At 44.6% G+C, this 15,757-nt stretch carries 15 protein-coding genes and 1 riboswitch; of the genes, 13 read left to right on the top strand and 2 right to left on the bottom strand.

Annotated features, from left to right (window positions below; all coding sequences use genetic code 11):
* Positions 1-323 precede the first annotated feature (323 nt).
* The 5 genes from pheS to AB5916_RS02515 all read left to right on the top strand — a co-directional run bounded on the left by pheS (position 324) and on the right by AB5916_RS02515 (position 7,207).
* The gene (gene pheS / locus AB5916_RS02535; protein WP_158420537.1) at positions 324-1,343 is read left to right on the top strand and encodes a phenylalanine--tRNA ligase subunit alpha; all 1,020 of its coding nucleotides are present in this window, start codon (positions 324-326) and stop codon (positions 1,341-1,343) included.
* Positions 1,344-1,379: 36 nt separating this feature from the next.
* Positions 1,380-3,797: a phenylalanine--tRNA ligase subunit beta gene (gene pheT, locus AB5916_RS02530; protein WP_368189118.1), complete on the top strand. Its 2,418-nt coding sequence runs from the start codon at positions 1,380-1,382 to the stop codon at positions 3,795-3,797.
* A complete protein-coding gene (locus AB5916_RS02525) occupies positions 3,797-4,405 on the top strand; it encodes a histidine phosphatase family protein (protein WP_173727365.1) in 609 nt (202 codons plus the stop codon). Before pheT ends, AB5916_RS02525 begins: the two co-directional genes overlap by 1 nt.
* Positions 4,406-4,622: 217 nt before the next feature.
* Complete coding sequence (locus AB5916_RS02520) at positions 4,623-6,248, top strand: MotA/TolQ/ExbB proton channel family protein (protein ID WP_368189117.1); 1,626 nt, start codon at positions 4,623-4,625, stop codon at positions 6,246-6,248.
* A gap of 11 nt (positions 6,249-6,259) precedes the next feature.
* The gene (locus tag AB5916_RS02515) at positions 6,260-7,207 is read left to right on the top strand and encodes an OmpA family protein (protein WP_368189116.1); all 948 of its coding nucleotides are present in this window, start codon (positions 6,260-6,262) and stop codon (positions 7,205-7,207) included.
* On the opposite strand, the gene AB5916_RS02510 is transcribed toward AB5916_RS02515, so the two are convergent.
* Together AB5916_RS02510 and AB5916_RS02505 are read right to left on the bottom strand one after the other, a co-directional pair.
* Positions 7,187-7,924: a 4'-phosphopantetheinyl transferase superfamily protein gene (locus AB5916_RS02510; protein WP_368189115.1), complete on the bottom strand. Its 738-nt coding sequence runs from the start codon at positions 7,922-7,924 to the stop codon at positions 7,187-7,189. The two genes, AB5916_RS02515 and AB5916_RS02510, sit on opposite strands and share 21 nt — an antisense overlap.
* Positions 7,903-8,778: a methionyl aminopeptidase gene (locus tag AB5916_RS02505; protein WP_368189114.1), complete on the bottom strand. Its 876-nt coding sequence runs from the start codon at positions 8,776-8,778 to the stop codon at positions 7,903-7,905. The genes AB5916_RS02510 and AB5916_RS02505 overlap by 22 nt, the downstream gene beginning before the upstream one ends.
* A 221-nt stretch (positions 8,779-8,999) precedes the next feature.
* Positions 9,000-9,137: riboswitch (TPP riboswitch) on the top strand.
* On the opposite strand from AB5916_RS02505, the gene AB5916_RS02500 reads away from it, so the two are divergent.
* The 8 genes from AB5916_RS02500 (at position 9,130) to AB5916_RS02465 (ending at position 15,717) form a co-directional block, all read left to right on the top strand.
* A complete protein-coding gene (locus AB5916_RS02500; protein WP_173727369.1) occupies positions 9,130-9,816 on the top strand; it encodes an energy-coupled thiamine transporter ThiT in 687 nt (228 codons plus the stop codon). Its footprint overlaps the riboswitch before it by 8 nt.
* 203 nt (positions 9,817-10,019) lie before the next feature.
* Entirely contained in the window at positions 10,020-10,367 is a 348-nt protein-coding gene (rplS, locus tag AB5916_RS02495) for a 50S ribosomal protein L19 (protein WP_158420463.1), read from the top strand.
* A gap of 194 nt (positions 10,368-10,561) precedes the next feature.
* On the top strand, positions 10,562-11,197 hold the full coding sequence (gene lepB, locus AB5916_RS02490; protein WP_158420462.1) for a signal peptidase I: 636 nt from the start codon (positions 10,562-10,564) through the stop codon (positions 11,195-11,197).
* A gap of 120 nt (positions 11,198-11,317) precedes the next feature.
* Positions 11,318-12,178 carry a ribosome biogenesis GTPase YlqF gene (gene ylqF, locus AB5916_RS02485; RefSeq protein ID WP_368189197.1) on the top strand — a complete coding sequence of 287 codons (861 nt, stop codon included), beginning with the start codon at positions 11,318-11,320 and terminating at the stop codon, positions 12,176-12,178.
* Positions 12,175-12,930, top strand: a complete 756-nt coding sequence (locus AB5916_RS02480; protein ID WP_368189113.1) for a ribonuclease HII — start codon at positions 12,175-12,177, stop codon at positions 12,928-12,930. The genes ylqF and AB5916_RS02480 overlap by 4 nt, the downstream gene beginning before the upstream one ends.
* 103 nt (positions 12,931-13,033) lie before the next feature.
* The gene (locus AB5916_RS02475) at positions 13,034-13,393 is read left to right on the top strand and encodes a YraN family protein (protein ID WP_158420460.1); all 360 of its coding nucleotides are present in this window, start codon (positions 13,034-13,036) and stop codon (positions 13,391-13,393) included.
* 30 nt (positions 13,394-13,423) lie between these two features.
* Positions 13,424-14,281 (top strand): peptidoglycan editing factor PgeF, encoded by an 858-nt coding sequence (gene pgeF / locus AB5916_RS02470; protein WP_368189112.1) that lies wholly within the window; start codon positions 13,424-13,426, stop codon positions 14,279-14,281.
* 14 nt (positions 14,282-14,295) lie between these two features.
* Entirely contained in the window at positions 14,296-15,717 is a 1,422-nt protein-coding gene (locus AB5916_RS02465) for an alanine/glycine:cation symporter family protein (RefSeq protein ID WP_173727372.1), read from the top strand.
* Positions 15,718-15,757 lie beyond the last annotated feature (40 nt).

The raw sequence follows: 15,757 nt of genomic DNA, 5'->3' as shown, positions 1-15,757 counted from the left end.
CCGGCTGTAAGCCCCCTTAAGTTCAGATTATTTCTCAGTTTCCCACTGGAGCCGCATTTCTGAAGTATACTGGTCGTCATGATAAGACCCAGTCTGAGGATGGTACTGGAGGTTAGTTGATCAGGAAGTAGGAAGTGACGTAAGCTGTGCGTTAAACAGATCAGAGAGCCTGTTTATAACAGGAATCAGGGTGGTACCGCGGAAGTATGCTCCGTCCCTTTGGGGATGGGGCTTTTTTTATGTAATAAATTCCGTTATGTTCTTATTACATAGAAGTTTCCCATATGTGCTTAAAAACCAAAAAAGGAGATAAGTTTATGGATATGAAAGAAAGACTCCAGGAACTGGCTGAGAATGCCAGGAAAAGAATCGAAGATTCAGAAGGCCTGGACAAATTAAATGAAGTCAGAGTGGCATATCTTGGTAAAAAAGGTGAATTGACAGCGATTTTAAAGGGCATGAAGGATGTAAGCCCGGAGGAACGTCCAAAAGTAGGACAGCTTGTAAATGAAACAAGAAGCAAGATCGAGGCTCTTCTGGAAGAGTCTAAGCAGAAACTGGAAGAAGCTGTTCGTGAAGAGAAAATGAAAGCAGAAGTGATCGATGTGACACTTCCTGCAAAAAGAGCTAAGCTGGGACATCGTCACCCTAATTCCATTGCCCTGGAAGAGGTAGAACGTATCTTTATTGGAATGGGCTATGAGGTAGTAGAAGGCCCGGAAGTGGAATATGCTGATTATAACTTTACAAAGCTGAATATCCCGGAAGACCATCCGGCAAGAGACGAACAGGATACATTTTTTATTACAGACTCCATTCTGCTCAGATCCCAGACCTCTCCGGTACAGGCACGTACCATGGAGAAAGGTAAACTGCCCATCCGTATGATTGCACCTGGAAGGGTATTCCGTTCTGATGAAGTAGATGCTACACATTCACCTTCCTTCCATCAGATCGAAGGTCTTGTTGTGGATAAGAATATTACTTTTGCAGACCTTAAGGGAACACTGGAGGAATTTGCCAAGGAGCTTTTTGGGCCGGAAACTAAGACAAAATTCCGTCCTCATCATTTCCCGTTTACAGAGCCAAGTGCAGAGGTAGACGTTTCCTGCTTTAAGTGCGGAGGAAAGGGCTGCCGTTTCTGCAAAGGATCCGGCTGGATAGAGATCCTTGGCTGCGGTACAGTTCATCCAAATGTGCTGCGTATGTGTGGCATTGATCCGGATGAATATACAGGCTTTGCATTTGGGGTAGGTCTGGAACGTATTGCATTGCTGAAATATGAGATCGATGATATGCGTCTGCTGTATGAGAATGATATCCGATTCTTAAAACAGTTCTAAAAAGGGAAACCATAGTAAACGGAGGTTAATATACAGATGAATACTTCATTATCCTGGATAAAAATGTATGTGCCGGATCTGGATGTGACAGCACAGGAATATACAGATGCAATGACTCTTTCAGGAACAAAGGTAGAAGGCTTTGAAGAGCTGGATGCTGACTTGGATAAGATCGTGATCGGACAGATCACAAAGATTGACAGACACCCGGATGCAGATAAACTGATCATCTGCCAGGTGAATATTGGTAATGAAACCATACAGATCGTTACCGGTGCCCCTAATGTAAAAGAAGGGGACAAGGTTCCGGTTGTATTGGACGGAGGAAGAGTGGCCGGAGGTCATGATGGAAAGATGACGCCTGGTGGTATTAAGATCAAAAAAGGCAAGCTTCGCGGGGTAGAGTCCTATGGTATGATGTGCTCTATCGAGGAACTGGGCAGCAGCCGTGAGATGTATCCGGAAGCACCGGAATATGGTATCTATATTTTCCCTGAAGATGCAAAAGTAGGGGAAAGTGCCATCAAAGCTCTTGGCCTTGATGATGTGGTTTTTGAATATGAGATCACATCCAACCGTGTGGACTGCTATGGAGTACTGGGGATTGCAAGAGAAGCAGCAGCTACCTTTGATAAGAAATTCTACCCTCCGGAAGTGAAGGTTACAGGGAATGATGAAAAAGCTTCTGATTATGTAAAAGTAACGGTACAGGATCCGGATCTTTGCACCAGATACTGTGCAAGAGTGGTAAAAAATGTTAAGATCGGACCTTCACCAAAGTGGATGCAGAGATGTCTTGCTTCCAATGGAATCCGTCCTATCAATAATCTGGTAGATATTACAAATTATGTAATGGAAGAATATGGACAGCCAATGCATGCTTACGATCTTGATCACATTGAAGGCAGGGAGATCGTTGTACGCAGAGCTGCAAAAGACGAAAAGTTTGTTACTTTGGATGGACAAGAGCGTACCATGGATGATTCTGTTCTGATGATCTGTGACGGCAAAAAGCCTGTTGGCATTGCAGGTATCATGGGCGGCGAAAATTCCATGATCACAGACAATGTTCACACTGTTCTTTTTGAGGCAGCATGCTTTAACGGAACAAATATCCGTCTGTCCTCTAAGAAGATCGGACTTCGCACAGATGCTTCCGGTAAATTCGAGAAAGGCCTGGATCCAAACAATGCTCAGGCAGCTATCGACCGTGCATGTCAGCTGATGGAAGAACTGGGAGCAGGAGAGGTTGTAGGCGGCATGGTAGATGTATGTAATGAAGTACGTCTTCCTTCCAGAGTTAAATTTGAGCCTGACCGTATTAATGCACTTCTGGGCACCAGCCTTACAAAAGAGGAAATGCTTGGCTATCTCGCAAAAGTGGAACTGACCTATGATGAAGCTTCCGGTGAGATTGTAGCACCTACTTTCCGTCAGGATATCCACTGCATGGCAGATGTGGCTGAGGAGGTTGCAAGATTTTTTGGATATGACAAGATCCCTACTACACTCCCTACCGGAGAAGCTACTACAGGAAGACTTCCATTCAAGCTTCGCATTGAGAACCTTGCAAGGGATATTGCAGAGTACTGTGGATTCTCAGAGGGAATGACATATTCCTTTGAAAGTCCTAAGGTATTTGATAAATTGCGCCTGCCAGAAGATCATATGCTTCGCAGCGCCATTACCATCAGTAATCCGCTGGGCGAGGATTACAGCATTATGCGTACCAGCACCTTAAACGGTATGCTGTCTTCACTGGCTACCAACTATAACCGGCGAAATAAAGATGTAAGACTGTATGAGCTGGGAAATGTTTATCTTCCCAAATCACTTCCTCTTACGGAGCTTCCGGATGAGCGTACACTGTTTACGCTTGGAATGTATGGCAAAGGTGACTTCTTCGATATGAAGGGAGTATGCGAGGAATTTTTTGAAAAAGCAGGCATGAAGAAAAGAGTAGAGTACGATCCAGCAGACAAAAAGCCTTACCTTCATCCAGGACGTCAGGCAGATATGCTTTATGAAGGCAAGAAAGTAGGATATCTGGGTGAGGTGCATCCACTGACAGCAGATGCCTATGGCATTGGAGAGAGAGCATATATTGCAGTGATCGATATCTTAAGTGTACTGGAATTTGCAGGATTTAACCACAAATATACAGGCATTGCCAAATATCCGGCAGTATCCCGTGATTTAAGTCTTGTAGTGCCTCATCAGGTTCTGGCAGGCCAGATCGAGAATGTACTGATCCAGAGAGGCGGAAAGATCCTGGAAAGCTATCAGCTGTTTGATATTTACGAGGGCAGCCAGATCCAAGCAGGGTATAAGTCCATGGCATACTCTCTTGTATTTAGGGCCAATGACAAGACTCTTGAGGAAAGTGAGATCTCTGCAGCAATGAAGAAGATCCTGAACGGACTTGAGGATCTTGGAATCCAGCTGAGAAGCTGATGCTGATGTATATTATCCGCCATGGGGAAACAACATGGAATCATCTTCATAAGATCCAGGGAAGCGCAGATATTTCCCTGGATGAAGCCGGGATTTCCCTGGCCAGGCGGACCGGGGAAGCGCTGAAGGATGTGAAATTTGATCTTTGTTTTTCAAGTCCCCTCCTTCGTGCAAGACAGACGGCTGAGGCTGTGCTTGGAGAACGAAAGATTCCAATGATCCTGGATAAAAGGATTCAGGAGATTGACTTCGGTGTTTTGGAAGGTGTTGTGTGGCTGGATAAAGACGGCCATGCAATCAGCAAGGAGATGGAAGTGTTTTTTAACGATCCTGTTCATTTCCAGAAGCCAAAAGGAGGAGAAAGCCTGGAGGATGTACTTGCAAGAACCAGGGATTTCTGGCTGGAAAAAACAAGTGATCCGCAGCTTTCCGATAAAACCATCCTTGTTTCTTCTCATGGATGTGCAGTAAGGGCTCTTTTACAGAATCTATACAAGGATCCGGAGCATTTCTGGCATGGCTGTGTGCCGCCGAACTGCAGCATCAATCTTGTGGAAGTAAAGGACAAAAAAGCACGTTTTTTGGAAGAAGACAAGGTTTATGCCTGATGGCAGAAATGATTCATGATGCATAAAGAATTAAGACCTGAGAATTAAGAATTGAGAATTAAAAACTGAGAATTAAGAAAAGGGGATTTTTGCCTGAAAAGGCAGAAATTCCTTTTTCGCTGTTATACCTTGTCCTGTTTTGGAATTTGTGATATTATGATAAAAAATGTGGTTTTTAGCATCTTTACCATAAAAAGCAGCCAAAAGGAGGTACAACATGGCAAAAAAGACAACAAATACACTTCTGTTTGTGCTGGTGTTAGCAGCTGCAGCCGGGATGACCGTCTACGTTGCAAAGGGAACACCCAGCGTACTGATCTATAATTTTATTTTTCTTGGTACAATGTCCGTGATCTATATGATCACATTGTTTGGCGGCATGTTTCGTATGGATAATCTGGGAGAAGCTTTTCACAGGGCAGCAGATGAGCTGACAAAAATTTTTAGGACCCCTGGTAAGACAGACACCAAGAATCTGGCATATCTGGACGAGCTGTTTGATGATCGTTACCTTGATAAGAAGATGGGGAATTTCTCCGAAAGCATCAGCCAGAGCAAGGAAGGCATTGGGGATATTGAAGAGTATATCAATGATGATGAGCTGGATATCCATATACATAAAAGACTTCTGGAGATGGTGCCGGATATTTTTACCAGCCTTGGTATTTTAGGTACTTTCATTGGCCTTGTATGGGGACTTAAGAATTTCCAGCCTACCAATTATGAGGCTATGACAACTTCCGTATCTTCACTGGTAGATGGTATTAAGGTAGCATTCCTTACATCTATTTATGGTATTGCATTTTCCATTACTTATTCCTGGGGTATGAAGCGGGAATATTCCTTTATGTCTCAGAATCTTCAGAATTTCCTTGAGAAGTTCCATGCATACGTGATGCCCACTGCTGAGAATGAAGCCAGGAATCTTCTCCTTTCCAGCCAGAAGATGCAGACAAAGGCTATGGCCCAGATGGCAGAGCAGTTCTCTGTGCAGATGGCAGACAGCTTTGAAAAAGTGATCACTCCTACCTTCCAGAAGATGAACGATTCTCTGGATATGCTGGTGGCATCTGTGACAAGATGTCAGCAGGATGCTGTAAGGGATATCCTTCAGGAGTTCCTGAAGCAGATGCGAGGTTCCTTTGATACGGAATTTTCTGGATTTAATGAGGCTCTTGCCAGTCTGAAGCAGGCACAGAAGGAGAATACAGCCTATACCACTGCACTTTATCAGACCATGAGCCAGCAGCTGGGCCAGTCCTATGAGAAGCAGGAAAAGGCTATGCGGGATATGGTTACAGAGCTTGGAGGTATTTCCAGCCGCTATTTGGATACAGCTACAAGGATCACCCAGGAGAACAGGGAGATCCAGAAGATCCAGCAGCAGGATTATCAGCATGTGGTAGATTATATGAAGGATGCAGAGAAGTCTGCAGCCAAGTTCTGGGTAGCATGTAACCAGGCTATGCAAAAATATGTTGAGACAGCAGCAGCCGGCATGGAGAAGGCTTCTGCATCCAACCAGGCAGGTACAGATCTTCTGACATCAAACAGCAGGCTTGTTGAGCAGCTGGGCCAAGAGCTTCAGGAATTTACCAGATATCAGCAGCAGTCCTATAAGACTATGGAACAGGTACGCAGACTGCTTTCTGAGCTTTCGGCAGTAGGTGACAGAAGTGTTTATCTGATGAGCGGCGGCAGCAGCCAGGAGTCCATGGACAGAATGGAGAAGCTGATGGAGCAGCAGGCTGCAGACCAGCAGGCAGTTCTGGAGGAGATTTCCAGGAATATCAAAGAGCTTTCCAAAGGAGCACAGAAAGGAAAATTTGGTTTATTTAAATAAAGGAGAGAATCATGCACAAGAAAAGAAAATCAGAGGATGGAAGCTTTAATATCTGGCGCTCCTATTCCGATATGATGTGTGGTGTATTGCTTCTCTTCGTACTGATTATGTGCGTAACCCTTTTCCAGGCGCAGAAGAGTTATGACGAGAGTATTAAAGAGCAGCAAGAGAAGAATGAGATGCAGGCCAATTATATTGCTGAGATCACTGCACAGCAGAATACCCTGGACGATCAGGATGCAAAGCTGAAGACACAGGATGAGAAGCTGTCTGCCCTGGCACAGCAGCTGGCAGAGCAGGCACAGAAGCTTAAGGAACAGGAAGCAGCCCTGGCACAGCAGCAGGTGGATCTGGATGAGAAAACCCAGCTGATCAGCACCCAGCAGGCCAAGATCGATAATATCATCGGTGTAAAGGCAGAAGTTGTTGAGTCCCTGCAGCAGGAATTTGCCAAGAATAACCTGAATGTAAATATTGATTCCCAGACAGGAGCATTGACACTGGATGCCAGCGTTCTTTTTGCTTATGATGATGCAGAGCTTACTGAAGAGGGAAAAACAGCCCTTCGCAGTGTTCTGCCGATTTACTGCAAGGTGCTTCTGGAAGACAGCTACAAGTCTTATCTGGCAGAGATCATTATTGATGGTTATACTGATACAGATGGAGATTATGCTTATAACCTGGAGCTTTCTCAGCGCAGATCCCTGGCAGTTGCCCAGTATCTGCTGGAAATCCAGGGAGAATTTCTTACATCTGATCAGACAATTGATCTGCAGGATTATCTTACAGTCAACGGTCATTCTATGGCGAATCCTATCCTGGATGCGGATGGCAATGTAGACAAGGATGCTTCCCGCCGTGTAGAAGTTAAGTTCCGTTTGAAGGACGACGAGATGATTGATGAGCTGAGCAACATTATGACTACAGATCAGGCTTCATCAGATAATGCGCAAGAGTGATTCCGTAGAAAGCCGGCAAATATTAGGCTCTGTGGCAAGTGCAGAGCATACAGCGATCCGGTAATCATTAAATGCAAATTCCCGGGCTTGGCAGGTTCTGTCTGTAGAATATATAGTAGAAATACAAGTGGAAAGCCGGCCCCATTCAGAACCATCAGAAAGGATGTCATAAGAACCGGGATAAACCTGAAAGGATTTCAGGGGGAGGGATAAACCCTCCCCTTTATATTTTACATAGCTTTCCTTTAGTGCCCAGATCCGTGTAAACATGGAAACACCATATTTCTGTACAAGGGCATATTCAGATTCAGTAAAGAAAATACGGGCGATATTGGAACGGTCTTCTTTTTCTTTCTGGATATCGATCCCACAGGGGACAGAGCCAAAAGCACAGACTACATACCCATTGCTGTGGGAAAGATTAAAATGAAAATCATGATTTTTCAGGAACGGCTTACCCTTTTCGGAAACAGAAAGAGCCTCCAATGGAAGACTGTTTTCCAGAAGAAGAGTACGGAGCATAAGCCCTGCCACAAGGCTTTCCAGACGGCTTTCCTGGCGGCGCAGCCGGGAAATGGATTCTTTCCGTTCCCTCCAGAAACCGAAATCCGGAAGCAGTGCCAGTCCTTTTTGAAATAACTTTGGATCCTTAAATTCATCAACAGATGTGATCAAACATTGAATCTTATGGTTCATCACCAGCAGATCACCTCGCATCCGTTTTCTGTTACCAGCACGGTGACTTCCCACTGGGCAGAAGGCTGCCCGTCACAGGTGCGCACTGTCCAGTCATCCATCTCATCGGTATAAACTTCATCAGATCCCATATTTACCATTGGCTCAATGGTAAACATCATGCCTGGAACCATCAGTACACCGCTTCCTTCTTCAGAGGTGTAGCTTACCCATGGATCCTCATGGAATTCCAGCCCTATGCCATGGCCGCCGATTTCTTTTACGACTGAGTATCCATTTTCAAGCGCATGCTGGTGAACGGCGTGCCCCATATTTCCAATCGGTGTCCAGGGCTTTACCTGTGAAATGCCGATCTCTACACATTCTTTTACAACCTTTACCAGCTTTTCTTTTTCCGGGCTTACATTTCCGATACAGAACATACGTGAGGAATCAGAAAAATATCCATTATAAATGGTGGAAACATCTACATTGATAATATCTCCTTCTTTCAGGACCACATCTGTGGATGGGATTCCGTGGCAAACCACCTGGTCAATGGAGGTGCATACACTCTTTGGATAGCCTTCATAATTCAGCGGGGCAGGGATCCCGCCATGGCGGATGGTCTCTTCATGTACCCAGTCATCGATCTCCTGGGTAGTAATGCCTGGACGGATGTGCTCAGCCACATAATCCAGCACGGCAATATTGATCTTACAACTTTCTTTGATCTTCTCAATCTGCTCCGGGGTTTTGATCAGGTTGTGGTCAAGTACCGGATAGCCTTTTTGTTTCATTTGTTCCAGCTTTTCGTCAAATGCTTCGTGGCACTTTTTGTATTTTTTTCCGCTTCCGCACCAGCAGGGATCATTTCTTCCTATTTTTAAAGACATTTTACTCGCTCCTTATCCGATGATATATGGTGTAACTGTTCAGTATTCTTACAGTTACCGTATATAATTGTTTTTTCAGCAAATAGAATATCACAATTCAGAGGTAAAGTAAAATCTGATATGAGAGGAAAATATATGATATGAGAGGAAATTTATCGTTTACGGTCTTTTATAGAGGATGAAAATTGTGTTGTGTGAAGTGAAGGGGTGTGCTATACTGTAGAACGAACCAAGGGAGCTTGCAGGCGCAGGCTGAGAGGAAGCAATCACCAGGGAGGACATTCTTCCGGTGACCGGAGGCTTCGACCTTTTAACTTGATTTGGATAATGCCAACGTAAGGAGGAAAACAAATGATGGATTTTCTAGTAACTGCTGATGGTGGGCTGACCACTGCCGGCTATGTAACAAGTATTGCTGCCATGGTGATCCTGGTGGTGATCGCAGCTGTGCTTTTCCATAAGAAAAGCTCTTCAGGAAAGCTGACTACACAGCAGCTTGTAACCTGTGCAGTGGCACTTGCCCTTGCTTATGCCACATCTTACCTTAAGGTATTTTCTCTGCCATTTGGTGGCTCTGTAACCTTATGCAGCATGCTTTTTATCGTACTCATTGGATATTGGTACGGACCTAAGATCGGTATTCTGACAGGTCTTGTTTATGGTATCTTTCAGTTCCTGCAGGAGCCATATGTACTTAGCTTTTTCCAGGTATGCTGTGATTATATCCTGGCATTTGGCGCTATGGGTATTGCAGGCTTTTTCTCAAAATCAAAGAAATACGGTTTGCAGAAAGCATATGTGGCAGCGATTCTTGCCAGAGGTGTATTTCATGTTCTGGGCGGATATCTGTACTGGATGAGCTACATGCCTGAGAATTATCCTAAGTCATTATCTGCTATATATCCTATCGTTTACAACTATAGCTACATTCTTGCTGAGGGAGTTATAACACTGATCCTGATCTCTATTCCGGCTGTTTCAAAAGCACTGGTTCAGGTTCGTAAGATGGTGACTGTACCGGGAGAGCAGAACGCATAAATAAATAATGATATTGAATCTATCCAAATCCATAACAGCCGTCGGAACCCTTGTCCGGCGGCTTATTATAATAGTGAAACCATAGAAAAAACTCTTGCAATGGCAGGAGTTCTATAGTATAATCAATCATGTTGTGAAAAAAGATGGTCCTCTGTTACCTCATGTGTATTAAGAACATCCAATAGAAGAATAGGAGAAAGAACATGAACGACATTATTAAAAACATCGAAGCAGAACAGTTAAAAGCAGATGTTCCTCAGTTCAATGTAGGTGATACTGTAAGAGTACACGCACTGATCAAAGAGGGAAACCGTGAGAGAATCCAGGTTTTCGAGGGAACAGTATTAAAGAAACAGGGCGGAAGCACAAGAGCAACTTTCACAGTAAGAAAGAGCTCCAATGGTGTTGGCGTTGAGAAGACATGGCCGCTTCATTCCCCACACGTAAAGAGTGTAGAAGTTATTCGCCACGGTAAAGTACGTCGTGCAAAACTTAACTACTTAAGAGACCGTGTAGGTAAGGCTGCTAAGGTTAAAGAGCGTATTAAATAATCCATACCTGATTATGAGAATGACTGCCGTCGGATTGATTTCCGGAGGCAGTTATTTTTATGGCCTTACATATTTTGTGGAGATCATGTGGATTTATTTTATGGGTTTATATATTTTGGCGGATTCCTTGCTTCTACAGTTTAAAGTGTGTTATACTGTAACAGCTAATCGAAAAACAGGAGCATTTGAATAATATGTTAAAAAATAGAAGAAAGAAACGATCCAGGGAGCAATGGGAGAACTGGCGGGCTACCTGGAGAGAGAATAAATCTATAGCAGAAGCGAAAGAAAAACTGGAAGATAAGAAGGTCCGGGGTGTATTGCGCCTGGTTTTTGAAATTATTGTAACGCTGGCTTTTGCAGCACTGGTAGGGATCGCCATGTTTCAGTCTGTGACTATGCAGGAAAGTTCCATGGAGCCCACCATCTCTGTAGGAGACAGATATTTTATGAACCGGGTGATTTATCGTGTATCTTCCCCTAAAAGAGGAGATGTGATCGTTTTCCGTACAAACGCCAGTGATGATGCAGCATTGCATATCCGCAGGGTGATCGGGCTTCCGGGAGAGACTGTGCAGATCGTGGATGGACAGATCCTGATCAATGGAGAGACTTACAAAGAGGGCAGGGATTTTCCTGTGATCAGTAATCCGGGGATGGCATCCAGTCCGGTAACACTGGAATCAGGAGAATATTTTGTGCTTGGTGATAACAGGAATAACAGTGAGGACAGCCGGTATGGCAGTATCGGGAAGGTAAATAAGAAATATATTACCGGCAAGCTGTGGTTTAAACTTTTCCCTGTGAAATCCATAGGCTTTTTTGAATGATTTTGCAAGCTTATTTAAGTGATTTTGCAAGCGTATTTGAATGATTTTGAGGACTTATTTAAGTGATTTTGAAGACTAAAATGAATGGAAGTGACAAGAATGGATAATCGTGAAAACAGAATCAATATTAACTGGTATCCTGGTCATATGACCAAGGCAAAAAGGCAGATGCAGGAGGATATCCGTCTGATCGACCTGATCATTGAACTGGTGGATGCAAGAGTGCCTCTTTCTAGCAGAAATCCGGATATTGACCAGTTGGGAATGAACAAAGCCAGACTGATCCTTTTGAATAAAGCAGATCTGGCAGACGACAGGCAGAATGAAAGATGGAAGGAATATTTTCAGGAAAAAGGCTTTCACGTGGTAAAGGTGGATTCCAGAAATGGGGCAGGGATCAAGGCTATTCAGGCTGTGATCCAGGAAGCCTGCAAGGAAAAGATCGAAAGGGACAGAAGGCGCGGGATCAAGAACCGCCCGATCCGTGCCATGGTAGCAGGCATCCCAAATGTGGGCAAATCCACCTTTATTAATACCTTTGCAGGCAAAGCTTGTGCAAAGACCGGCAATAAGCCAGGTGTAACAAAGGGGAAGCAGTGGATCCGTCTGAATAAAGGTGTAGAGCTACTGGATACGCCGGGGATCCTCTGGCCCAAATTTGAGGATCCGGATACAGGAAAAAAACTGGCATTTGTAGGATCTATTAAAGATGATATTCTGAATATGGAAGAGCTTTCCCTGGAACTGATCGGTTTTTTAAGAGAGTATTATCCGGGAGCTATTCATAAAAGATATGATGTACCGGAAGAAGAAAGGGATGTGGAGATCCTGGAAGCTATTGCAAAAGTGCGAGGCTGTTTGAAAAAAGGAGAAGAGTTGGATTATGGAAAAGCATCTGGCATCCTTTTTGATGATTTCCGTTCCGGCAAGCTGGGCAGGATCACAGTAGAGTGGCCGCCGGTGAAAGAGGAAAAAGCATGAGTTCTATCGGGGAGATCAAAGGAGAATTTGAAAATGCCAGCCGGCAGGAATGGCCAGCACTTTATGAGAAATATGGCAGCGACAGCCGCAGTGGTGTGCAGAAGCTTCTGGAGCAATACCATAAAAAAGAGGCTGCTTACCAGGCAGAGCTTGTGCGTACAGAGTCCCTGAAGGTATATGAGCATAAATACGAACATTTGGGATATGTGTGTGGGATTGATGAAGTGGGACGGGGACCGCTTGCCGGTCCGGTAGTAGCCTGTGCCGTGATCCTTCCCAAAGATTGTCAGATCCTGTATCTGAATGATTCCAAGCAGCTTTCTGCAAAGAAAAGAGAAGTTTTGTATCAGCAGATCCTTGACCAGGCAGTGGCAGTGGGGCTTGGCATTGTAGGTCCTGCACGTATTGATGAGATCAACATCTTACAGGCTACTTATGAAGCGATGCGTCAGGCTATCAGCAAATTATCTGTGAAGCCACAGATCCTTCTGAATGATGCAGTAAGGATCCCGGGTGTGGAGATTCCTCAGGTATCTATTATCAAGGGAGATGCCAAAAGTGTATCCATTGCTGCTGCAAGTATTGTGGCAAAAGTTACCAGGGACCGGATGATGGAGGAATATGATCCTGTGATGCCGGAGTATGGCTTTGCTTCCAATAAAGGATATGGTTCCCAGGCACATATTCAGGCTCTTGAAAAGTATGGGCCATCCCCAATACACAGGGCTACCTTTATTAAAAATTTTATCTAGTACAGTGAAAATTAAGGCAAGTCAATATGGTGGTTACTTAATGTTCACTGTGCCAGGCCGGCTTACGTTGGCTGGATTTTTACTGACATCAGGAGAGTGTGTTTTGAAAAGATGTGTAAATCAAAGGAAAATAGGCAGCTGCTATGAAAATCTTGCAGCTGATTTTCTTACAGAACATGGCTTACACATAAGAGAAAGAAATTACAGGTGCCGGATAGGAGAAGTAGATCTGATTGCCATGGATGGGAAATATCTGGTGTTTGTAGAAGTGAAATACAGAAAAAACGGCAGCTATGGAAATCCGCTGGCTGCTGTAAACCTTAAGAAGCAGCAGACTTTGGGGAAAGTGGCAGAGTATTACCTATTGACCCATAAATGTACCGTAAATACGCCCTGCAGGTTTGACGTGATCGGGATCCTGGACGGAAAGGTGCAGTGGGTCCGGGATGCGTTTCAGCTATAAGATATACGACTATGGTGGAGGAAATGGCTTATGAAGATCCGTTGGCATAATGAACAACAGCCTAAAATGAAGATCAATGAAAATAACGGGGTTACGTACCTTACCTGGCCGGTGATCGATAAGATGCCATGGATCTGCCATGGCTTTAGTACCCGGCTTGGGGGAGTGAGCCAGGGATGTTTCTCTTCCATGAATCTGAGTTTTGCCAGAGGCGATGAAAAGGCGAATGTACTAGAGAATTATAACAGGATCACAAAGGCTATAGGATGCAGTATGGAGGATCTTGTGGTGTCGCATCAGACCCATACCACCAATGTGCGGGTGGTAACTGACAAGGACAGGGGGAAGGGTGTGTTATATCCCAGGGATTATCAGGATGTGGACGGTCTGGTGACGGACCAGCCTGGGATTGTACTTACTACATTTTATGCAGATTGTGTGCCCTTGTATTTGATCGATCTTGTACATAAGGCAATCGGATTATCCCATTCCGGGTGGAGAGGGACAAAAGGCAGGATGGGCCAGGCCACGATTAGGAAAATGAGGGAAGTTTATGGGACAAACCCGAAAGATCTGGTCGTTGCCATAGGACCATCCATTTGTCAGGACTGCTATGAGGTCAGTGAAGATGTGATCGAAGAATTTAAAATGGCCTTTCACAGTCGTCACTGGCAAAGCCTGTTCTATAAGAAGGAAAACGGCAAATATCAGCTGAATCTATGGGAGGCAAACCGGATCATATTTATGGAAGCAGGAGTTTTGCCGGAAAATATCCATATGCCTGATCTTTGCACCTGCTGCAATCCGGATTTCCTTTTTTCACACAGGGCTTCCGGCGGAAAAAGAGGGAATCTGGCAGCTTTTCTCGGAATATATAATAACAAATAAAGGGGAATTTACGTATGTTGATTACATTGATCGAAAAGGTATACCAGTTTTTATGGGGGGACCTGGTATATATACCGCTTCCAGGCGGAGGAAGTCTTGGGATTTCCCTTCTCATCTTATTTCTGATACCTGCAGGCATCTATTTTTCTGTACGTACACGGCTTCTGCCTGTTCGGCTGTTTCCGGATATGGTGAAAGCCCTAACAGAGAAAAAGACTCATAAAAGCAGTCTGTCATCCTTTCAGTCATTGTTGATTTCCACTGCTACCCGAGTAGGAATGGGGAATCTGGTAGGCGTTGTGGCGGCTATTTCAGCAGGAGGCGCCGGCGCTGTATTCTGGATGTGGGTGACAGCGATCATTGGTTCTTCCACTGCTTTTGTAGAGGCAACGCTGGCCCAGCTGTACAAAGAAAAAGATCCTCTTTATGGGGGATACCGAGGCGGCCCGGCTTATTATATCCACAGCTATATTGAACGGAAACAGGGGAAAAAGAGAAAGCATGTGGTAATTGCCACACTGTTTGCTATCTCAGGCCTGATCTGCTGGTGCGGGATCAGCCAGGTGATCAGTAATTCTGTGGTATCTTCTTTTAAAAATGCTTTTTCTGTACCGCCGATCGTAACAACCATTCTTCTGGTAGCCCTTGCGGCAGTGATCGTGCTTCGCAAAAATGCTACAGTAAAAGTTTTGGATATGATGGTTCCTTTTATGGCAGTGTGTTATTTTGCCATTACCGTTGTGATCATCCTGATGAATCTGGGAAACCTTCCGGGTGTGTTTTCAAGGATTTTTCAGGAGGCGTTCGGGATCCGACAGGTGGCAGCCGGAGGCTTTGGGGCAGTGCTTATGAATGGAGTAAAAAGAGGGCTTTTTTCTAATGAAGCCGGATCCGGCTCTGCTCCTTGCGCAGCAGCCGCAGTAGAGTGCAGCAGTCCTGTAAAAGCAGGTCTTGTGCAGGCGCTGGGAGTATTTATCGATACAGTTGTGATCTGCAGCTGTACTGCATTCATCATGCTTCTTGCTCCTGAAGACCTGACTGCCGGCCTTACCGGGATGGATCTGATGCAGAAAGCCATGGAGTACCATCTTGGCAGGTTTGGAGTAATATTTATTGCAGTAACCCTGTTCCTGTTCAGCTTTTCCACTTTTCTCGGGATTTTGTTTTATGCAAGAAGTAATGTTGCTTACATTTTCGGAGACAAATGGTGCTGGCAAACTGCTTATAAGGTACTGGCACTGGTAATGCTTTTTATTGGCGGTCTGGCAGCGTATACCTTTGTGTGGGATTTGGGAGATGTGGGAATCGGTTTGATGACGATCTTCAATATTATATTGCTTTATCCGCTGGGTGGGGAAGCATTGGCAGAATTGAAGAAATACGAAAAAGAGAAAAAGACGGAGAAAATATCTGGAGCTTATAAGGCGATGCAGTAACAAAGAACCTGCGTACAAGCAGATTCTTTAAACCAGCATC

It is taken from the genome of Blautia sp. 1033sp1_1033st1_G9_1033SCRN_220408, from assembly GCF_040929965.1.
GTDB lineage: Bacteria > Bacillota > Clostridia > Lachnospirales > Lachnospiraceae > Blautia_A > Blautia_A ammoniilytica.
The sequence above is the reverse complement of the archived record's forward strand: the minus strand, read 5'-3'. Positions and strand labels throughout refer to the sequence as shown.